The following is a 20,829-nucleotide window of genomic DNA, read 5'->3' on the forward strand; positions in this document are numbered from 1 at the left end:
ATCGGCAGGGGCTGAAGTCAGCCAGAAATACACAACTACTTCAGACCATCCCTAATCATTGGTTGGCTCAGTAGTTGACTATGAGCGGTAGAGCCTGCGAGACGAGACGAAGTTCAGCCAATGAAAGCTTCGCAAAGCACTATGGCTACCGTTGCGCTGCGTTTATCTACGGCTGACCAAGCCCGAAGCCCTTGCATGACCCTCACGTACTGCTCTGCTAAGCCAAATCTTATAAATAGCAAATGACGATAGTCGCTGTGATGACCCAGCTGCCCGATTGTTGGTCGTGGAAATTCCTGCGGAGTTCGGCTTCACTCTCATTGAGGGGCCGCGGGGCTGAAAGGCGCTCGAGTCAATCTGCACATTCGGAGCAGATATAGCCCGAGCAAGCCGGAACCTATATCTACAGCGCATTTGAATTGTCTCGTTTATTTTTTCGCCGACCTCGAAAATTTTCGAACGAACCTTGGATAAAGCAGTGTCTATATCAGAAGAAGATAATAATAAAGCGGACGGAGGATTATATGAGCGGCGCGTTGAAGTTTGAAGATGCCTGCCGAATACTCGAAGCATCATTTTCGCCCTTGCGATGTTCATGCAAAAAGGACGAGGCCGGTAAGGTTGCGATAAGAATATTCGATGTTTCAGATATAACCAGATATGCAGTAAATGACATTGAAGCTAAGCGTTTAGCATCGATAAGAGGCGTTGCGCAAATGGCGCTTGAATTGAGGCAAGCGTTATCCGCGAAAGAAATCAGCCAAAGGCATAAGAAATTGAAAGCGTAGAGAGCCGTTCAGGTTATCCGGAGGGGATGCTCGGTTCGGTGCCGTTTATCCGATCTTGAGAGGGCGCGCTGAACCGTATAGATAGATACCGTTCTCAATTTATGAGCGCGCCAATTGGGCAGCCATTCTGTTTGGAGGTTATATGTCTAACGATAAAAGCGGAAATCCTGGAAACTTCGCTAATGACCGTGAGAAGGCATCCGAAGCCGGGCATAAAGGTGGCCAAAAAAGCGGCGGTAATTTTGCCAACGACCGCGAAAAGGCATCCGAAGCCGGAAAGAAAGGTGGCCAAAACAGTCATGGCGGTGGCCGCAATTCATAGTGTCACTTAGCTGCACGAATTGAGAACCCGCTATTGCGGGTTCTTTTCGTTGTGCGACCAGCATGGGCGCACTCCTGCGGGTGCAAGTCCCACCATGGTGTCATACCGGATTTTTGTTGGGCGCGGTAGCCAACGCTCAGCGGCTCATGCCGCACCTATCCACTAATAGCCGCTAACACGCCGACAAAGCTGAACAGGCCGCCGAGAGGCAGCAGCCAGCGCTTTCGCCATGCGAGTGTCAGGCTAATCACCAGCCCGGCGAACATCAGCTGTCCGAACCAGACGACCAGACCGATCGATACTCCTAGTGATGCCGAATCCAGGAGAGCGGAGCCGAGCAACGGTGCCGTCGCCAACATACGCAGCCAGCGCCGCCGATTGTGCGTCGGAGCAGCATTGAAAACCTCGCGGTGATGCCGCGTCATTGCAAGGCAGAGCATCAACATTCCTAGATAGGACAGGGCGAAAGCCAGTAAGGTCATCGTGTCAGCTCCTGCTCTCGAGTCGTCATGCGCGCTCCCTGGCGTGCTGGACTTCGCTCTTGTGGGCGACGAAGCGAGCCCCAGGCGCACAGCGAGCCCACGATCAACAACACCCCATCAACGCCAGCTAACGCCAAATCGCCGCGTGCGAGGCTCGCCAGTAAATGGCCCTCCGGTGCGGTCACGCCATTGAGCAACGGTAAACCCAGCGCAAGCGCCGCCAGCAGGGCCAATAGCTGTCGCGACAACCTAAGTGAATGGCGGCGCCCGAGGTAGGCGACGGCAACCACGACAAGCCAACTCAGCGAGAAGCACCAGGCTTCGGCGGAACCACGCGAGGTCATTGCATCGGGCAATAGGCGATTCGCCCAGAGCAACGCGAGCGAGGCGATTGGTAAGCCGAAGAAGACCGCGCCGTTAAGTGCCCGGACGACGTTCAGCCCTTGAATCTGGCGTCCCTCGCGCTTGCGCAACCATACGCCAGTGCCGGCAATCAGCATGGCGCAGCCCGCCAACCCTAGCAGCCCGTAAAGCACCCGCACGATTTGCCCCCCGAATTGCGCCATATGCAGTCCGATCAGCCATATATATGCTCGATAGCCGGCCGGCGCCTGCTGTTGCTGGAGGAGTTCGCCGGTGGTCGCGTCGTAATTCAACGTATCCTGCGGCGAGCCGATACGTGACGGATCGAGGCGACGAATGCTGATTACTGCGGACGCATCTGCGGGATGCTCGACGATAATCCAGCCGGGCTCACCCTCTCCCCAGCGTTGACGCGCATCGGTGATCAATGGGTTCAACGGAACCATTTTCCCAGCCGGCTGGTGCAGTTCATTGCGGTGGTAGCCGCCTTGTACCTCTTCGAAGAAGGCGAGTGGATCACCCCCGTACGCCACCAGCGCGCCGGCCGGCATGTAGGACGCAACGAACACCGCCACGCCGGTGTAGGCCAGTATCAGATGGAACGGCAGGCCAATGACGCCGAACAGGTTATGGGCGTCGAGCCAGGCGCGTTGGCCGTTGGCTTGCGGGCGCAGGGTGAAGAAATCCTTGAAGATTCTTCGATGAACGATAATTCCCGATACCAACGCCACCAGCATGAACATGCCGGCCAAGCCAACGATGTACATGCCGATCGAACCGGCTTGCAGGTTGTAGTGCAGCGTGAAGAAGAACTCACCACCCACCGTTTCGGGCATCGGCTCGCCGCTGCGGGGATCGAATGCGACGCGGCCACGTGCACCGGATTCGTCTTCTTCCCAGCCCAGCTTCCAATAGGGTTCACGTGCGGTAGGGCCATGCAACCAATAGGCGTGCAGCGGCGCGTGGACATTCGCCTGGATCCAGTCATTAACGTGATCGGCAGTGATCGATGTCGCCGTCGGTGTGTGCAGGGCAGGGCGCATCCAGCGCTCGATCTCCTTGTCGAAACAGGCGAGGGTGCCGGCGAAAATAATCACGAACAGCAGCCAACTGGGCAGCAGCCCGCCCCAGGTGTGCAGTCCGACCATCGATTGACGAAGTGTCACGGCCGGCTCCTCCATTCTGTGGGTAGGTAGGCTGCCAGGCAGCAAATTGCGACCAGCCCTGCGAACAGCACCCAGGCGCGCGTGGCGCTGCGGGCGGCGAATGCGTAGATCGCCGCTGCTACCCAGACCGCGAAGCACAGCAAGCTGGCGGTTACCACCCGATCCGGCCTGGGCATCGGCAGGTACACGGAAAAGAACGCCGTGAAACCATAGGCCAATGCATAGCCACCCAGTAGGGCAGCCGAGATGCGCCCGGCCAGACTGGCGTGGCGGGAAGATATAAATGTGTTCATCGATCCTGTCTCCCGGTGCCTGCTCATCAGAAGCTGTAGCTGGCAGTGCCGACTACCGTGCGGCGATTGCCGAGGAAGCAGTCGCCACGCGAAAGACAAGTGGTGTAGTAGGTTTCGTCTTCCAGGTTGGTGGCGTTGAGCGTGAACGCCCAATCCTGATAGCGGTAGCCGAGCATGGCATCGAAGAGGGTGGTCGAGGGCGTTTTCAGGGTGTCGGTGCCGTCCCAGCTTGCGCCGACATAGCGCACGCCTGCGCCCGCACTGAAGCCGGGAATACCGAACAGTTCGAAGCGATGCTGCGACCAGAGCGAGGCCATGTCGTCGGGGATTGTTGCCAGGCGGGCACCTTCCTGGCTTGGTGTTCCTTCCAGCGCTTCGGTATCGATGTGGGTGTAAGTGGCGATCAGATCCCAGGCGGGGGTGACGGCGACCACGGCTTCCAATTCCAGGCCTTGCGCGCTCGTTTCGCCTGTTTGCACGGTATTGGAGGGATTGTTCGGGTCGGGCATCTGTCGATTCTGTTCGCGCAGGTCGAACACCGCTGCGGTGTACAGGCTATTGCTGTCGACCGGTTGGTATTTCACTCCCAGCTCCCACTGTTCCCCTTCCAGCGGCTTGTAGGGCTCGATAGTAACGGCGTTCAAGCCAACAATCGGTTGAAAGGACTCGCTGTAGCTGATGTAGGGCGCGACGCCATTATCGAAGAGATAGGTCAACCCGACTCGGCCGGTGAAAGCATCGTCCTTCTGTCGTGTGCCGCCATCGGTCCGGTTGTCGGCCCAATCCTTGCGCAAACCGAGAGTCAGCATCCAGCGCTCGTACTTGAGCTGGTCCTGTACATAGAGCCCCTGCTGGGCGACGACCTGTTCGGGATCGGCGCTGAGGCTGATGACTGTGGGGTCGAAGGTTCCGTACACCGGGTCGTACAGGTCCAGCGGTGTCGCAGCTCCTCCCGCCTGTTTGCGGTTGGTGACGGCGTGTTGATAATCGGCACCGATCAATAGCGTGTGTTGCACCGGCCCGGTGTCGAACAACGCCTGAGCGCTATGGTCGGCGACCCATACATCGACCTCGGGTTTGGCAACGTAGTAGATGCGGTCGAGGGTGCGGTTGTCGGCATTGAGTACGGGCGGCCAGCCATAGATCTGCTGGTAGCTGACTTCGCTTTCCTGGTAGCGCAGGTTCTGCCGTAACGTCCAGACATCGTTCAGGCGCCAGCTGAACTGGGACGTGAGCGCCAGCTGTTCGGTGTCGTATTCGTCGAACCCCGGCTCGCTGACGAACAGATCGGTATCGTAGTGACCATAAGGCGCGCCGAGCACGGTGCCACGGTGCGGGAGAAATTGCGAAGTGGAGCCGCTGTCGTCTCGCTGTACGTTTGCCAGCACTGTCCACTCGATGTCGTCGGTCGGCCGCCAGGTGATCGACGGCATCAGCACCAGCCGGTCATTCTCCACATAGTCAACCTGGGAATCGCTGTCCCGGGCGATCGCCACCACGCGGTAGAGGAGTGTGCCTTCCTCGTTCAGCGGGCCGGTGCTGTCGATCGCTATCTGCTTATGGTCGTAATTGCCGTATTGAAGCTGCAGCTCGGTCCTTTGTTCTTCGCGGGGACGCTTGCTCACCATATTGATCAGCCCACCCACAGGGCTTTGTCCGTACAGCATCGACGACGGACCCTTGAGCACTTCGATGCGCTCGAGCGTGAAGGGATCGGTACGGGCGTTCGTGTAGCTGCCGAAGGACTGCTGCAGACCGTCGAGAAACAACTCCGGCGTACTGCCACGCACCTTGGACGAATCACCACGGGAATCCAATCCGAACGCTTCGCCGCGCACGCCTGAGACGTAGCGCAAAGCGTCCTGCACCGTCTGCACGCCCTGGTCTTGCATACGATCGGCAGTGATCACACTGATCGACTGGGGAACTTGAAGGATGGGCGTATCGGTCTTGGTGCCGGTCGCTGAACGTGTCGCGACGTAGCCTTCGACATGCCCGTCGGCCCGCTCGGCTTGGCTGGAAACGACTTCTTGCGCAGGCAACTCGAATGCCGATGCGTCTGCAGCCGGAGCTTCGTTCGTCGACTGCGCCACCGCGACCGGGCAGAGGGATGCGGCAGGCACGGCGAGACTGGCGGCGCGCAACGCCACGAAGAGCGGGCGCAAGACTGGGTGGCGGAACATGAGCATCTCCAAATCCATTTATTGTTGAGATGCGGATGTTAATGCGAATACGTTGTATTTGTAACTGACAAATTCGTATCGCGGATGAACCCCGACTGATTGATCACATAACGTCCGCCGTGTCAGGCGATGATGTGAAGCTCATTTCCATAGCGCTGCTTCGCTGTTCCGACTGGCGGCTTGCACCAATCGAGGCTTGGTAGCTCGAACCTGAAGAGGCCATTGGGGGCCTCACTGCGAGGTGAAGCATGCGAGGTGAAACCATGGATGTGCCCGCTCGGCAGCAGGCGGCAAACGATTCTGGCGCGGATGCGCCTCTGCCTGGGGATCCGGATGGTGCAAGCATCAACGATGCTCCGATGACCGATCCCGATGAGACGGAAGTCACCGACGAAGACATCGATATGTTTGAAGACGACCCGACTATTCCAACCGAGTAGTCAGCTAAAAGCCTCATGATCAAATGGGGCTTTTTTGTGGCGCGGCGTGGTGAAAAAGGCATGGCGAAAAAACTGAAAGCCCCTCCCAAGGGCTTCTTTTTTTCTTACCGGAAAAATCAAGGCGATATAAATCAGGCTCTACAATCGGCCGGTTTGGATTTTAACCAATCGCCCATCTATGAAACGCAGGAAGCTATGCGCCCCATTATCTGGGCCGTAAACCCAGGTCTCCACGGTTGCAGAATTCCTTGGTGAATTTCCGTCAGGCTGGACGGTAGGCTCAACCACCTCCTTGTCGGCAGGCTCACCGCATTTTGTCAGCACCTCAAACGAAGTTGCGCCTGTAGCAATTAGCCCGCCATCACAGCGCATGGTTGCCGCATCGGCTTGGCTAAAACAGAAAAGCGCGCCTAATAACACTGTGATAAGCGAAGCGCGTTTCATCAGACCTCCTTGAAGGGGAGAGGGGGCTCGGCCCCTTACGAGCCATTGAATCTACGATGATGTTGGTTGCATTACCTGCAATAAAAAACCGCAGCCGCCCGGAGGCTGACTGCGGTTCAGCGGAATCAGGCTGTTCAGCCTGATCCCTGTCGCGTCATTAACGGCTAAATGCTGCACCTGTGCCGACAACCGAAGCGGACGGCAGCAGCTGGCTGATGAAGCGGTTCCAGCGAGTGATGCCGGCTGGACCAACGAACACTACGTCCTGCGGTTGGAGCGGGAAGCTCTTGGCCAGGGCGAAGGCGGTCGGGGATTTGGCGTTAAGCTGGAACACCTTGGCTTGCTCGGTAGCGATGCTTTCGGCGCCGCGGATCACGTAGACCGCTTCGCCATCCGCCGTTTCCTGGCGAATACCGCCAGCAGTACCGATCGCGTCCATCAGGTTGAAGTTCGATGCCTTGAAGCTGAGCGCCTGCGGCTGCGTGACTTCGCCCAGTACATAGATCTTCTTCTGATCGTTGTATGGCAGGTGCAGCTGGTCACCGTCCTTCAGGTACACCTGATGCAGCCAGGAGTCTGGGCGGTTCAGATCGTCGAGGTTCAGCATGTACTCACGGCCGTCCCGTTTGAGCATCAGACTGGAAAGGTCGGCGGTTTCGGTATCGACGCCGGCCTGACCGATTGCCTGGACGATGGTCATCGGTGCGGTGGTCACCGGTACTTCGCCCGCCGTATTGAATGCGCCTGACAATACGACGCGCTGGCTACCGTAGCGAAGCAGGCTGACGTCTACTTGCGGGCTGTCGATGTAGTTGGCGAGGCGGCGCGCGATTTCGGCGCGCAGCTCTTCGATGGTGCGGCCCGCGGCGTTGACATTGCCGATATAGGGATAGAAGAGGGTACCGTCAGGGCGGACCAGGCGGCCATTGGCATCGAGCTGCTGCTGCGCTCCGGATGGTGCGGTCAGTTCAGGGTGATCCCAAACGGTGATAAAAAGTAGATCGTTGGCACCAACGCGATACGCCTCGGGCTTGAAATCAAGCAACTCCTGCTTGCTGGAAGTGCCCATGTCGGAAGACAGTTCGCCTTTGAGCATGTCAGGAGTGATGCGGATCAGTTGTACGGTTCCGTTCTCCACTTCCGCTCCATCCTTGAATTCATCCGGATCAAGATATTGGCCAGGCGAAAACACACATCCCTGGAGCGCCAGCACAGAAGAAAAAGCGAGAGCAAATAATGGTTTCATGGTTCTTCATCCTTGACGGAATAGTTGTTTTTACAAAGTGAAACGGCTGAATTCACTTTTAACTGAAGGAACGAGCGAAAATTGAATCGTCTATCGCCAACCGACGGTGACATCTATGAAAGCGCATAAAAACGAACTCAATATCTGCTTCTCCTGGTGTCGCTACCGCAAGCTTGTCGAGGAACTTCCTCGACTCACTAAGGGGAGACCTGTTTCGGGCAAGCTACCGGTGTTTCTTCTGCTCACCCCTGCGTAACGCCTTTTCACGAACGACCGAAACAAGCGCCTTACTGCTCACAGTAAGCATAGACCGCTGCGTTTCTCAGGGGTTCAAGAGCACAGCACAATTGAATGGCCGGCGCTGACACAAGAAGGTTTAAGAGTGTTCGAGGATTAATCTGGCCTTGATGCAAGGTATTAATTGCAAGCATCGAGTTGCGCACACTCCATCTGCCAGCTACCAATTCAGTGCAGGTATGCCGAGAGATTTAGCGCTTTTCAAGATCGGTTGGCCCGCTTCTGTTGCCAGGTGTGGTCAATCTGACGAGGCTTAATTATGTGGGAGGCGCTTCTATCATCCAGCGCAGCGTGTCGCGCAGTTCGATCTGAGGAAGTTCACCAACCAGCGAGTTCAGCTTGGCTTTGCAGCCAGATAACTTCTTGACATCAGCACTGCGTACGAAGGCAGGGTTGACCCGCACCTCGAGATGATGGCCGGATAGGATGCCCGCCTGCTCAAGAACGTACTGAAGCGTGTATGCCGAGCCAGAGCAGATATTGACGGTTTCGCCAATCGAGGCGGGAGTCTCAAGGAGTCGCCGATAGGCTTGCACCACCTGACGCACGTCGCAGAAATCTCGTGCTATATCCAGATTCCCCAGCTCTATCACTTCTGCGCGGTGGCGTATGTGCGCGACGATTTTTGGGATCAGGAATTGCTCGGCCTGACCGATACCGGTGTAGTTGAACGGTCTGGTGATGATCAATGGCAAGCGCCCGTAATAGAGCCTCGCCATGTATTCCATTGCAGCTTTGCTGACTGCGTAATCATTGGCTGGAGCCAGCACGGCTGATTCGTCCAACACGCCCTCGGTGGCGTTTCCGTAGACGTTCGCACTGCTGGCCAGGAGAACCCCTTCCAGATCCGTAGCAACTGTGCGTAATGCTTCAAGTAGATGGCGAGTGCCGAGCAGGTTGGCGTTGTATATCGCGTCGGCATCGCTATGCGCGACGAAAGACACTGCAGCCAGATGTACGACATAGGTTGGCCGGATATCCGTCAGCAGGTTTCGCAGCGTCTGCGAGTCGTTCAGCGAGCAACAATGTATGGCCGAAATACACGCAGGCAATTCGCCTTTGGATTGACGATAGCTGAGACCATGAACTTCGTAGCCGCGCGCCGCGAGTTCTTCTGCCATATAGCGGCCAGTAAAACCAGTGATGCCCGTAATCAGCACTTTACGCATGATTCTCTCGATAGGATGAGATCCGGCTCAGCGGAGCGGCTACTCCCGGTCTATTCATGGGATGTTGCCGCTCGGTTAGGGCCGGCTGGGATGACGACAGTGGCGTGTTCAAGCGGCATCATTATTCACCTCATACCAGCTCCGCCTGGATTTCAATGACCGAGCAAGCCGACGAGCGTAGCGGAGCATCTGGCATTGAGCTGAAGGGAAGCGAATGCACAGGGCTAGGTGTAGGTTGCTCTGTGCTGTTCGCTGGCCAATGCCCCAATGCCCCAATGCCCCAGTTGCATCGCTTATGACGGCGTCGTCAGGCGTTCAGGTCGCTCGCTATCAAAACGAAAAGCCTTGCTGATTGCGACGCAGGTCGGCATCAACCATCATGCGGCACAGTTGTTCCAGCGAGGTTTTAGGTTCCCAGCCCAGCACATCCTTGGCCTTCTGTGGATCGCCAATCAGCAGGTCGACTTCCGAAGGGCGATAGAATTTCGGGTTTACCCGCACAACGACCTTGCCGGTCGCCATGTCGATCGCCAGCTCCTGTTCGCCGGAGCCTTCCCACTGCAACTCGATATCGACCGCCTTGAAGGCCAGGGTCACGAAGTCGCGCACGGTTTCGGTGCGGTTGGTTGCCAGCACGAACACATCGGGCTCATCGGCTTGCAGCATGAGCCACATCCCCTCGACGTATTCCTTGGCAAAGCCCCAATCGCGCTTTGCGTCGATGTTGCCCAATTCGAGCACGTCCAATTGACCCAGCTTGATCTTGGCTACCGAATCGGTGATTTTGCGGGTCACGAATTCACGGCCGCGAAGAGGCGATTCGTGATTGAACAAAATGCCGCTGCAGCCAAAAATCCCGTAGGACTCCCGGTAATTGATGGTCATCCAGTGCGCATAAAGCTTGGCGACACCATAGGGGCTACGAGGGTAAAACGGCGTGGTTTCCGCTTGCGGAATTGCCTGGACCTTGCCGAACATTTCCGAGGTAGACGCTTGGTAATAGCGAATCTTAGGATTGACAATGCGAATGGCTTCCAGAAGATTCACCGCGCCTGCGCCGGTAATATCCAGCGTCGTCAATGGCTGCTCGAACGAAACACCAACGAAGCTTTGTGCGGCGAGGTTGTATACCTCGGTTGCGCCGGTGGTTTGTAGCAGGCGGATACTGGAGGAAAGGTCGGTAAGGTCGTATTCGACGAGATGCAGGCTGGGGTGCTTGTCGATACCCAGCTCTTCGATTCGCCAGAAATTAACCGAGCTGGTGCGACGAAATGTACCGTATACGGTATAGCCTTTTTCCAGCAGAAGCTCTGCGAGGTAAGCGCCGTCTTGCCCTGTAATGCCCGTGATGATTGCTTTCATTTTCTTCCCTGCTATGAGATGACTTTTTCAAAATGGTGTTGCATCGCTCTAGTGTCGGCGCGTTTGCGCTGTAACAGAGTCGGACGCAGTGATCGATGAGCGTGCAGCGGCTACTTGGCTTCGCCATCGCAACTGCGATTGATCAAGCTATTTTCAAATCTGTTAATTGTGTCGTAGCTGATCAAGACTCCTGTTTGGCGGGGCTGGCCTTTTGTTTGGAGCTTTTTTCACGCAAATAAGCGGGCAAAATGTATATGGCGTCGATGAAGTACCGTTTGGCCAGCCTGCGCGGCTCGAGACACATTCTATGAAGCCATTCGAGTCTGTACTCGCGCATCCAACGCGGAGCGCGTTTAATGGTGCCGGTTGCAAAGGAAATCGAGGCGCCAATGCAAAATCCCATTCCCGATCGTTCATAAGGTTGAGTCAATCCCGCCAGAACCTCTCCTCGAGGTGTTCCAACTGCATAAAGCACCAGGTCGGACGGGTTATTTCGAACGAACTGCAAGCAACGTTGCACCTCTTCCGGTTTTTTGATGAAGCCCATCGGTGGGTTGTAGTGATAAAGATCGATGCCGGGATAGATTGTCCGAAGCCTGTCGGCTTCTGTCGTTGCAGAGCCGATGAGCACGACGCGCAAGCGATCCTGGTCGGCCCACTTGAGCAGATCAAGGGTCAGGTCGCTACCAGGAATAGCTTCGTCTATATGTACGCCCAGACGACTCACCAGAGATAGCAAGATGCGACTGTCGCAAAGCCTCCAGCGCGCTTTTGCATAGGCATTACGTAACTCTTCGTCACTTTCCAGCTGAACGAGGTGGTCAACGTTGGGCGTTACTACAAACGAGTAGGGCTGCTTGATGCCCTCGCGAATGCAGGTCAATAAAGCTTTCTTATTGCCGGAATAAAAGTCAATTCCGAACGCTGTAGTATCACTTGACACTCATTGCTACTCCCTTGAAGGCGCCTTTGATACCCGACCAGACGAGGGTGGGATTTCTGAATTCCTTTATCGTCGTCACTGCCGAGAGGAGAAATGCGGAAGTAAGAGCGAAGACCGGCCCGTAGAAGCGTTTGTTAAAGCGAGTAGCAGCGCGGTTGCGGTAGTAATGGTAAAACGCCGAGCGGTTCCCCAGACTGAGAGAGCCATAGTGAAACAGACGGCTTTCAGGGATTACTTTTATCGATACGCCAAAACGCCTGGCACGATATTGCCAATCAACTTCTTCAAAATACATGAAGTATGTTTCGTCCATCAGGCCGATTTCTTCGGTCAGTGCAGCTGAAAACGCAAGGCTGCAACCCATTAAATAATCCGGGTTGTGCTTAGGGTCCTGGAGTTGTACCGCTTCAATGCTCTGGTCCTTTCCGAGCAGGCGGGCCTTGCCCAGGATTGGATATAATTTTCCGCCGCCATAGCATTCCAGGCGTCCGGTATCGGCACTTAGCACTACCGAGCCGACGAATTGCCGATCGTCTCGCTGTAAAGCCTCAAGTAACGGCGAGAATGCATCGCTATTGACATAGGTATCGTTATTGACGACCCAAAAATAGGTAGGCTGCAAATTTTCCATCGCCCAGCGCAGGCCGTAGTTGTTGCCGCCGGCATAGCCGCTATTCTCCGGATTGCTTAGCAGCGTCACCTTCCGGTACGCCTTTTCATCCAGCCATTGCTGAAAGGCAAGGGCGGATCCGTCCTGTGAGTCGTTGTCGACAATAACGATGTGGTCGATTGTCGAACAATGAGCGAGCAGGCTTTCAGCGCAGCTGATGGTCTCAGTAGCAGCTTTGTAATTGAGAATAAGTGCGACGTTCATGTACTCGTTCCTTGCTGCGAAGATGGCGTGCTCTTAAAGCATGTATTACAAAAAGCATGGCGATAACCGGCTGCGCATATTCAAAGAGGCCGCTGAGTGGCCATATCACGAAAAGTGCAAGCATTACCGCATAGCTAAAGCCCATGTCGGAATTAATGTTTCGGGCAATTCGCTGATAGATAAAAAGCGTCAGTGGGACCAATAAAAATGTCAGAAAACCGAAGCGGAACAGGGTGCCGATGATACCAATATCGGAGAGGAAGAAATGCTCGCCAAAATAGGGGATGAAGCCATCCTGCCACATCAACGATAACGATCCACTTGGTAGCCAGTTGACTAGACGCAGATGGTTGAATACCGATGCGATGGTATTCGGACGTACGCCGTCTTCGACATCGCCGTCCAAGCTATTTTCATAAAACTCAATGTTCAGTCCAAGGACGTCCAGTAGCTCCGGGTAGAAATAAAGAGGCGATAAAAGCATGCAGAGGGAAGCGGCCCATACGATGGCTTTGGCCCTTAGACAGAAAAGCGTGAATGCAAGGCAGAGCACGATGAGTTGGCGAGTTTGTGTCGCGAAAACCAGAGTCAATAGCAAGATCGCTGCCATTAGCAGATAAAAATTTTTCTGCCGTTTGTCACCGTTGATAGGGGATATGCCTTTTGACCAAATTTGTATGCAGTAGAAATAAGCAAAGCAGATAAGGAAAGGGCCGATGGATGAACGATCCGGACGATCCCAAGATGTTTGCTCTTCACGCCAATCAGGGAGCAGGCCGAACTTGAAGAGCCATGACAAAAACACGGCGATGAGTGCGGCATAGAGAATCGCACGCTCGAACTGTAGAGTGCTCAGGTTCTTTGCAAGCAATAGTAGAGGTACGAAACCAAAGGCGAACAGGATTCGCCGCTCTTCGATCAGGCCGTAAGTGATCGGCTGGCCATAGGTATAAAAAGAAAATATCGCCGGCAGTACGGTAAACACCAGGACGCTGTAAAGGGCGTAATACATCAGGATGCGAAATTCCCTGGCCGCATCTTCGGTGCTAGCAAGAATCAGAAGCAGCGATGCGCCTAGGCAAACGGCCAGATAAACCTCGTTGAGAAACTTGATACCGATAGGGTTGTGCGTACTATCACCCAGCACAGAGAAGTGCAGAACGACCGCGAGAACCGCCAATGGCAAATAAAATAATTTCGAGCTGATGTTTGTCATCACCTGAGTCCTTAGGTGCTTTTCCATGGTCCAAACCAACTTCGCTGCAACAAACTAAAGCTTTTTACATTGCCATATTGGATGGTTCGCTACGCTGCTGGTGCGTCAATAAAATGCCTACCTCTGAGCGCCCTTTTAACGACGCGTTTCTATAGGCGAAGCCGCCAGGTTGCCGAATTCTGCTCGGATTAACCCCGCTATGACTCGGTCGCAATGTTGGACAACCAGGCTTATGGTTGGGTTGCGTAGAATTTTCAGGATTTTTAAGCTTTTCCCAAATTTTTTGACTGATTTCGCATCGTTGTCCTAACCAACGGTTATTTAACTAACGGATACGAAAAATGCCGCTGAATATTGGCGTCTAGCCGGTATATCGCTTATCGATGCGAGCTGCATTCAGGTGCATGTTACGAACGCGATGTCGGTCCGAATTCCGAGCAGCTGTTGGAAATATTCTTCAGCAGAATCTCCATTTGCGGTCGGTCCTTGCCACCGATGGGTTCGACTGCCAGCACATACTTGCCCCAGCCGGGGCCGCCAGCCCAATAGGCGCTGGGAATACAGTTTTCGTTGAGGTAGGCGAGCATGTTGTCCATGGCAACCAGCATCGATTCGGAATGGTCGGGTACACCGTATTCGCCCAGAAAACCTTTCAAGTTATGTTCTTTCAGCCACTCCACGAAAGGTCGGGCGCGTTCCACGCCGAGCATCGGATCAATGGTTTCGTCGGCTGCATAGCGACCCGAGAAATCTTTGTCGAAGTACACGTGGCCCTCATAGACGATCTTGTTCGCTGGGTCGTCGATCAGAAAATCTTCATTCACTTTTCGCCAGTGGAAGGTACTGGCCCAGCGGTCGCCTTCGACAAATATCAGCGTTTCCATGTCCACCTCGCGGATCGCGTCGACCGCGGCCTGCGCGGCGGCGGGCCACAGCCCCTTGGTGGAATGGGGTTCATTCATGATGTCGTAGCCCAGCAGCGCAGGATGGTCTTTGAATGTTTCGGCGAGCTTGCGCCAGACACTGGCGTAGGCCGTGTAAGGTACTTCGGGCGAGCCAATCAACTCGCCTTTGTATCGGGCATAATTGTGCATATCCAGAATGATTTTCTGATCATGCTGTGCTGCGAAATCAAGCGTTCTTTTTAACAGGCGAATCTGATCGAAGTTAACGCTCTTGTCCAGATCGTGTTGCAACCGCTCCCAGATGAAAGGAAAGCGGATCAGTCGAATATTCTTGTCTGCGTAATACTTGAAATACTTTTTTTCGGGATAGAAATAATTGGTGCCAACTTTCCCAGGTGTTATATGCGGCGCGAAGTTGGCACCGGACATGTTGATACCGATTAGATCGATGCCCGTGTTTTCTCCGCTGGATTGGGCCTGCGCGCTTACTGCACAGCTAATCAGTGTCAGGCCAGCAATGAGCCGTATCGCACTGAACAAAGGTGAAAGAAAGTTAAGTTCCATACTTACTTGATCTCCATTGAGTTCGTAGCGGCTCGATTAACACCTTGGCTTGCGTAAATGAACAAACCGAGGCGAGCTGCTCGCGCGGCGAAAGCGTACGAATGAGTGGTCGTTACGGATCAATAATGGCGGCATGCTGTTGCCCGACATGCAAAGCATGTCGGGCTGTACGCATCACTTGCTCTGATATTCGTACTGGTAGTAACCGTACTCGCTGTAAGTCGACGCCTTGCGAATCACGGCGTTGAAGATCACACCCTTGACCAATAGCCCGTTCTGCTCGAGCCGGCGCTTGGCGAACTCGATTTCCTTAACCCCGTTCAGAGCGTAGCGAGTCACCATCAAGGTGGTACCTGCCTGGCTGCCGACGAGGGCTGCATCGGTAACGGCGAGGATCGGTGGGGTATCGAAAATGACCAGGTCATACATGCTGCTGATTTCCTTGACGAAGCGAGAGAAGTTCTCGTGCATCAGCAGCTCTGACGGGTTCGGCGGCACTTGGCCGTGAGCGATCACGTGCAGATTGTTCAATTGGGTTTTCTGGATGGCGTCGAACAGGGTGATGCGGCCCGACAGGATATCCGAAAGCCCTTTTTCCCCTTGGCAGCGCATGACCTTGTGCAGGTAACCCTTGCGCATGTCGGCGTCTACCAGCAGAACCTTCTTGCCGGACTGCGCGATCACCGCAGCGAGGTTGCTGGTCACGAATGACTTGCCCACTGCCGGGCTGGGGCCGGTGATCATCAGGATGTTGTTCTTCGCCTCGATCATGGCGAAGTGCAGGCTGGTGCGCAGGCTGCGCATGGCTTCGGTCGCCAGATCAGCCGGATCATTGATCGACAGCAAATACGAGGCGCTGCTCTTGTCACGTTTGAAGTTGGCCAGGCGCTTTTCCAGCAGACCCTGCTTCTCGCTGAAGGGGATTGCCGCGTAAACCGGGATACCGACGCGCTCGATTTCTTCCGGGTTCTCCACGCCGCGCTTGAGCGCCTCGCGGACGTAGACGAATGCGACCGCGAGAATCCCGCCGAGCAACGTGGCGACGACCACGATCAACGGCTTGTTCGGCTTCAATGGGTCGTCAATGTCGGCAGCCGCGTGGTCGACGATATGGACGTTGCCCACGGTGCCGGCACGGATGATGTCCAGTTCCTGAGTCTTATTCAGCAACATGGCATAGGTTTCGGACGACACCTCGACGTCACGGTTCAGGCGCAGCAGCTCCTGCTGGGTCGAGGGCAGGGTGCCGATCTGTTTCTCCAGTTCAGCTTTCTGCGTCTGCAGTTGATTGATCTGGTTCATCAGCGCCTGGAAGTTCGGATGCTGACGGGTGAAGCGTCGCTCCATCTCTGTGCGCTTGAGGTTCTGCTCGGAAATTTGCTTTTCCAGATCGACGATTCGATCAAGTACCGACTGGGTCTCGGCTGAAATGTCCACGGAGCGATTGCCGGTCTGGTATTTGTTCAGCGCCGTCTGTGCGGCATTGAGCTTTTTGCGAACTTCCGGTACTTGCTCGCTGAGGAATTCGAGGCTCTGGGTCGCTTCGGCGGCATTGCGCGCAATGTTCTGGTCCACATACCGCTGGGCTACTTCTTCCAGGACCAGAATGGCCTTTTCTGGATCGGCATCCTCCAGCGTCACGTTGACGATACCGGACTGCTTACCACGCTCACCGGCAGCCAGGCGCTCCTGGTAATTCTCCGTGGTGGCGTAGGTGCGGTTCTTAGTCACGCTGAACGTTGTACCCGGACGGGCATTGAGCTCGGCGACGGTGATGCCGTACTCCGGCGTTTCCACCGGTTCGCCAACCACGCCTTGAGCAACCACCTCACCGTCGGGATCACGCAGGATGAAGCCATTGTTCTCCGCGGCTTCCAGCGTAAGTTCTTCGCCATGCATCTGGTCTGGCACGATCAGTTGGGTGACGCGCAATGATTCACCGCCCCAGGCATAGGATTCGAAACCAGCCGGGTACCAACCCAGCTCGTTTTCTTCCGACGGCTCGAAACGGCGAAAAATAAAGCCGCCGACAAGGGGGAAGTGGTGCGGTTCGATGATGATGTCAAGATTCAGTGCTTCCACCGCACCGCCGACAACGGAGCGCGATTTGAGCAGCGCAATTTCTGTCTGCGCCGGGGAAACTGCCGGAGCCGCGCCAACCACATCGGTGAGGCTCGGCAGACCATTCTTCGGCTCGATCTGGATCATTGCACTGGCCAGATAGATCGGCGTGGCAAGCAATGCATAGGCCACGCCCAGCGCCGCAAAGAAACCAGTTATCGTGAGAATCAGGGCCCGATTATTGATAAATGTGTCAAAGAGGTGGGCCAGATCAATGTCCTTGTCCTCTTTCGTTTCATAGATGGGTCGGGGCATGGTCGTCATTGAAGTTCCTTCTTCTTATTTCAGGTAAGGAAGCCAGCTTTCGACAGACTGTGTCAGAAGGCTGTGAACGTGTTCGAATGCGGGCTTGGATTGACGAAATGGATCGGGGATTTCCATGTCGTCCAGCCATTTGCCCATCAGGAAGGTCTTGCCATGTACTTCGGGCGCTATCTGGCGGATGTGCTGAATGTGGCTCTGCTCCATGGCGAGAATCAGATCCGCCCCGTGCAGCATGTCGCTATCGACCTGTCGAGCACGATGGGCATTGTGTTGTAGCCCGTGGTCCTGCAGCACCTCATGTGCGTTCTTATCCATTGGATTGCCTACTAATGCACCTATGCCTGCCGAGCTGATCGCCAAGCCTTTTCCCTGAAGTCTGTGGGCCAACAATGCTTCGGCCGCCGGGCTTCTGCAGACATTGCCGACACAGACGATCAATATGTTCTGGAACATGTCGCTCAGCCTCGCAGCACGGAATGCGTGGGCGGGTTGGCGTGCGTATCGCAGAACGCAAATCTGATATTGGCTCGCTTCATTAGTTCAATCTTCCTGCGCTCACGCATGAGTTTGGTTTGTCGCCGTGATGGGGTTGGTCAATGCGTGCGGCAGTCAGTAGACGTCCTTGTTGAACAGCAGAGCGGGGATGGTTCGAGCAAGGATGTAGATGTCGAACCAGACCGACCAGCGCTCGATATAGTCCAGATCGAACTCGACGCGCTTCTCGATCTTTTCCAGGGTGTCGGTCTCGCCGCGGTAGCCATTGATCTGTGCCCAGCCGGTGATGCCCGGCTTGACGCGATGACGCGCGGAGTATTCAGAGACAGCATCTTCGAACAGCACGCCGGCGGCCTTGGTGGCGGTCGCATGGGGGCGCGGGCCGACCATCGACATGCTGCCGAGGAACACGTTGAGCAGCTGTGGCAGTTCGTCGAGGCTGGTTTTGCGGATGAAACGGCCGATGCGGGTGATGCGATCGTCGTCGCGGGTCGTTTGGCGTTCGGCATTGGCGTCGGACTTGGCGTGATACATCGAACGGAACTTGAACACCTCGATCAGCCTGTTGTTGTACCCGTAGCGCTTTTGCTTGAACAACACAGGGCCGGGCGAGTCGAGCTTGATCGCCAGCGCCAGCAGGAGCATCACCGGTGCAGCTGCCAGCAAGGCCAAGCTGGAAAGAATGATGTCCTCAATACGCTTGAACATCGGCGACCAGCCACGCAGCGGTAGATCCGAGGCAATCAGCGTGGGCAGGCCACCGACTTCAGTAATGCGCTTGTTGGCATGACGGAAGGCAACCATATCTGGAACCAGCAGCACATTTACCGGGAGCTTGCGCAGCTCGCTGATCACTTGGCCGATTCGGCTGTCGGCGAACCAGGGCAGGGCAACCAGCACCTGAGTGACCTTTTCTTCACGGATCATCTGTTCCAGTTCGCGCGTATTGCCTAGTAGCGGCAAGTCGGCGAGCGTCTTAGGCAGGCGCTCCAGACGATCATCGATGAAGCCGAGCACGCCCGTGCGAATGTCGCGGTGACTGGCCAGGTATTCGGCGACGCGCACACCGTTGTCGGTGCCGCCAAGGATCACCGCGTTCTGCAGATACACACCCTTGGCCATCAGGCGGCGAAACAGCGCGAGCATCATCAGTCGCTCGGCGCCGAACAGAACGATACTGGTGACGAACCAGAACGTCAGATGCTTGGCTTCCAAGTAGCTGAACATGCCCAGGCCCTGATGCATGAAGATCAGCAGGCTGAACGCCGCAGCCCAGGCCACCAACATGGTGCGGAAGCGCAGCAGTGTGCTGAATACTTCCTCGCTATAGATGCCGACCGATTGAAAGATGACCACGCTGATCACGCCAAAGAACATCAGGAACGTGCTGAAGGTACCGCCACCCACCGGCAGATCGAGGGGCAGGAATAACAACAGCAGAACGCCCGGCAATACCGCAGTTAGCCCATGGATCAGGCGAACGCTGGCAAGAAAATAATCGACGAAACTGGGATGGGCGTACTCAAGGGTTCCAACGGACTGTAAGCGCATACAAGGCTCCTTCCTTCGGCTATTACTAGCTCAATACTCGTTTTGATCGCCGCGATCCGCGGTTCTGATGGCAGGCCGCTATCGCAACCTTCAACTGGACAACTGCTCCGACCGCCTGCCAAGGAATGAGTTCATCGACAGGGAGCAAAGTGCCGAATAAACGGCGAGGATTAAATTGGCTTGATAACCTTTTGATTTGAGGACATAAAAGCCATTCGTAAGCACTCCGGTCAGTCATTTTTGGCTGCACGCTTCTGACAGGTGGTCGATGCGCCTAAGCCTTCGGCTTAAGCCGTCTCGGGCGGCTGAGCCACAACTTTTCTGGGCCGATGCAGGTCTATTGCCGGATACCGAAAATGGAAGCGATTGGCATGAATGAATCCAAAGCGTTGCTGGTCCTTCACGGGAAGCAGGCGCTCAATGAAGAAGTGCGTGCGGCTGTCAGCGAGTGGCGCCAGATTGGAAAAGAGCTGGCCGTGCGGGTGACATGGGAACCTGGCGACGCCGGGCGTCTGGTACACGAGGCATTGGCGGCTGGGTATCGAACGCTGGTTGCTGGCGGTGGAGACGGCACGCTGCGGGAAGTCGCGCTGGCGCTCTTGGAGAGCGGCGTCGATGCGAGCCTGGCGTTGCTGCCGCTGGGTACCGCCAACGACTTCGCCCACGCCGCCGAGATTCCGCTGGAACCCTTCGATGCGCTGACGTTGCTCGACCGGGAGCCGGTGCTGATCGATGTCGGCGAAATGAACGGTGAGCCTTTTCTCAACATGGCGACCGGTGGCTTTGGCTCCAAAGTGACGGCCACCACGTCGGAAGAGTTGAAGAAGGTGCTGGGTGGCGGCGCGTATCTGTTGACCGGCTTGTCCCGGTTCAGCGAGTTACGAGCAGCCTGGGGACGTTTCGTTGGGCCTGACTTCGCCTGGGAGGGCGATTTCCTGGCGCTGGGTATAGGCAATGGACGTCAGTCGGGCGGCGGGCAGCTGCTCTGCCCGCAGGCTTCGGTCGATGACGGACTGCTCGATATCTGTATCGTCCCAGCACCAGCGGATACCGTGGGAACCTTGGGTACGCTGCTAAGCGGCGGATTGCTTGGAATTGATACCGTTTCGGTTAAGGCGCGTGTGCCGTGGCTCGAAGCCGAGGCGCCGGACGAGATTGATATCAACCTCGATGGAGAGCCTTCTGCAGCGAAGCGCATGCGTTTTTCCGTGCGGCCCAAGGCGCTGCGGTTGCATCTGCCCTCAGACAGTCCGTTACTGCGTGGCGAGCCGCTGGTTGGGAGCTGATGCGACCAGCTGACAGACGCAGGGTCGGCTGGGGTGCGTCGCGCCATTGGTCGGC

General features: G+C 55.8%; 19 protein-coding genes. 4 read left to right on the forward strand and 15 right to left on the reverse strand.

Annotated elements, in window-relative coordinates:
- Positions 1 to 524: 524 nt before the first annotated feature.
- On the forward strand, positions 525 to 788 hold the full coding sequence (locus AC2LD7_RS11445; protein ID WP_484597856.1) for a DUF1652 domain-containing protein: 264 nt from the start codon (positions 525 to 527) through the stop codon (positions 786 to 788).
- Between the two features lie 142 nt (positions 789 to 930).
- Positions 931 to 1,110: a con-10 family general stress protein gene (locus tag AC2LD7_RS11450; protein WP_484597857.1), complete on the forward strand. Its 180-nt coding sequence runs from the start codon at positions 931 to 933 to the stop codon at positions 1,108 to 1,110.
- A 155-nt stretch (positions 1,111 to 1,265) separates the two neighbouring features.
- Here the strand turns inward: AC2LD7_RS11450 and AC2LD7_RS11455 are convergent, their stop codons facing one another.
- Genes AC2LD7_RS11455 through AC2LD7_RS11470 form a run of 4 tightly spaced genes read right to left on the reverse strand, consistent with a single transcriptional unit; the run spans position 1,266 to position 5,597 of the window.
- Positions 1,266 to 1,592, reverse strand: a complete 327-nt coding sequence (locus tag AC2LD7_RS11455; protein WP_484597858.1) for a DUF3325 domain-containing protein — start codon at positions 1,590 to 1,592, stop codon at positions 1,266 to 1,268.
- Positions 1,589 to 3,121 (reverse strand): PepSY-associated TM helix domain-containing protein, encoded by a 1,533-nt coding sequence (locus AC2LD7_RS11460; RefSeq protein ID WP_484597859.1) that lies wholly within the window; start codon positions 3,119 to 3,121, stop codon positions 1,589 to 1,591. Before AC2LD7_RS11460 ends, AC2LD7_RS11455 begins: the two co-directional genes overlap by 4 nt.
- A complete protein-coding gene (locus AC2LD7_RS11465; protein ID WP_484597860.1) occupies positions 3,118 to 3,414 on the reverse strand; it encodes a DUF3649 domain-containing protein in 297 nt (98 codons plus the stop codon). The genes AC2LD7_RS11460 and AC2LD7_RS11465 overlap by 4 nt, the downstream gene beginning before the upstream one ends.
- A 26-nt stretch (positions 3,415 to 3,440) precedes the next feature.
- A complete protein-coding gene (locus AC2LD7_RS11470; RefSeq protein WP_484597861.1) occupies positions 3,441 to 5,597 on the reverse strand; it encodes a TonB-dependent siderophore receptor in 2,157 nt (718 codons plus the stop codon).
- Positions 5,598 to 5,845: 248 nt separating this feature from the next.
- Here AC2LD7_RS11470 and AC2LD7_RS11475 point away from each other — a divergent pair, with 248 nt between their 5' ends.
- Entirely contained in the window at positions 5,846 to 6,037 is a 192-nt protein-coding gene (locus tag AC2LD7_RS11475; RefSeq protein ID WP_484597862.1) for a hypothetical protein, read from the forward strand.
- Positions 6,038 to 6,175: 138 nt separating this feature from the next.
- On the opposite strand, the gene AC2LD7_RS11480 is transcribed toward AC2LD7_RS11475, so the two are convergent.
- The 11 genes from AC2LD7_RS11480 to AC2LD7_RS11530 all read right to left on the reverse strand — a co-directional run bounded on the left by AC2LD7_RS11480 (position 6,176) and on the right by AC2LD7_RS11530 (position 19,488).
- On the reverse strand, positions 6,176 to 6,481 hold the full coding sequence (locus tag AC2LD7_RS11480) for a DUF2845 domain-containing protein (RefSeq protein ID WP_484597863.1): 306 nt from the start codon (positions 6,479 to 6,481) through the stop codon (positions 6,176 to 6,178).
- A 157-nt stretch (positions 6,482 to 6,638) separates the two neighbouring features.
- The gene (locus tag AC2LD7_RS11485) at positions 6,639 to 7,727 is read right to left on the reverse strand and encodes a polysaccharide biosynthesis/export family protein (protein ID WP_484597864.1); all 1,089 of its coding nucleotides are present in this window, start codon (positions 7,725 to 7,727) and stop codon (positions 6,639 to 6,641) included.
- A gap of 554 nt (positions 7,728 to 8,281) precedes the next feature.
- A complete protein-coding gene (locus AC2LD7_RS11490) occupies positions 8,282 to 9,193 on the reverse strand; it encodes a GDP-mannose 4,6-dehydratase (RefSeq protein ID WP_484597865.1) in 912 nt (303 codons plus the stop codon).
- A gap of 330 nt (positions 9,194 to 9,523) precedes the next feature.
- Positions 9,524 to 10,555 (reverse strand): GDP-mannose 4,6-dehydratase, encoded by a 1,032-nt coding sequence (gene gmd, locus AC2LD7_RS11495; RefSeq protein ID WP_484597866.1) that lies wholly within the window; start codon positions 10,553 to 10,555, stop codon positions 9,524 to 9,526.
- A 181-nt stretch (positions 10,556 to 10,736) separates the two neighbouring features.
- Positions 10,737 to 11,498, reverse strand: a complete 762-nt coding sequence (locus AC2LD7_RS11500; protein ID WP_484597867.1) for a WecB/TagA/CpsF family glycosyltransferase — start codon at positions 11,496 to 11,498, stop codon at positions 10,737 to 10,739.
- A complete protein-coding gene (locus tag AC2LD7_RS11505; protein WP_484597868.1) occupies positions 11,488 to 12,372 on the reverse strand; it encodes a glycosyltransferase family 2 protein in 885 nt (294 codons plus the stop codon). Before AC2LD7_RS11505 ends, AC2LD7_RS11500 begins: the two co-directional genes overlap by 11 nt.
- Positions 12,332 to 13,588 (reverse strand): hypothetical protein, encoded by a 1,257-nt coding sequence (locus AC2LD7_RS11510; protein WP_484597869.1) that lies wholly within the window; start codon positions 13,586 to 13,588, stop codon positions 12,332 to 12,334. The genes AC2LD7_RS11505 and AC2LD7_RS11510 overlap by 41 nt, the downstream gene beginning before the upstream one ends.
- 407 nt (positions 13,589 to 13,995) lie before the next feature.
- Complete coding sequence (locus tag AC2LD7_RS11515) at positions 13,996 to 15,057, reverse strand: glycoside hydrolase family 5 protein (protein ID WP_484597870.1); 1,062 nt, start codon at positions 15,055 to 15,057, stop codon at positions 13,996 to 13,998.
- Between the two features lie 174 nt (positions 15,058 to 15,231).
- Positions 15,232 to 17,442, reverse strand: coding sequence for a polysaccharide biosynthesis tyrosine autokinase (locus AC2LD7_RS11520; RefSeq protein ID WP_484597871.1), 2,211 nt, complete (start codon positions 17,440 to 17,442; stop codon positions 15,232 to 15,234).
- Between the two features lie 15 nt (positions 17,443 to 17,457).
- Positions 17,458 to 17,895, reverse strand: coding sequence for a low molecular weight protein-tyrosine-phosphatase (locus AC2LD7_RS11525; protein WP_484597872.1), 438 nt, complete (start codon positions 17,893 to 17,895; stop codon positions 17,458 to 17,460).
- Between the two features lie 156 nt (positions 17,896 to 18,051).
- Entirely contained in the window at positions 18,052 to 19,488 is a 1,437-nt protein-coding gene (locus AC2LD7_RS11530; RefSeq protein WP_484597873.1) for an undecaprenyl-phosphate glucose phosphotransferase, read from the reverse strand.
- A gap of 371 nt (positions 19,489 to 19,859) precedes the next feature.
- Here AC2LD7_RS11530 and yegS point away from each other — a divergent pair, with 371 nt between their 5' ends.
- Positions 19,860 to 20,774 (forward strand): lipid kinase YegS, encoded by a 915-nt coding sequence (gene yegS / locus AC2LD7_RS11535; protein WP_484597874.1) that lies wholly within the window; start codon positions 19,860 to 19,862, stop codon positions 20,772 to 20,774.
- Positions 20,775 to 20,829: the final 55 nt, after the last annotated feature.

It is taken from the genome of Stutzerimonas sp. (assembly GCF_982611455.1).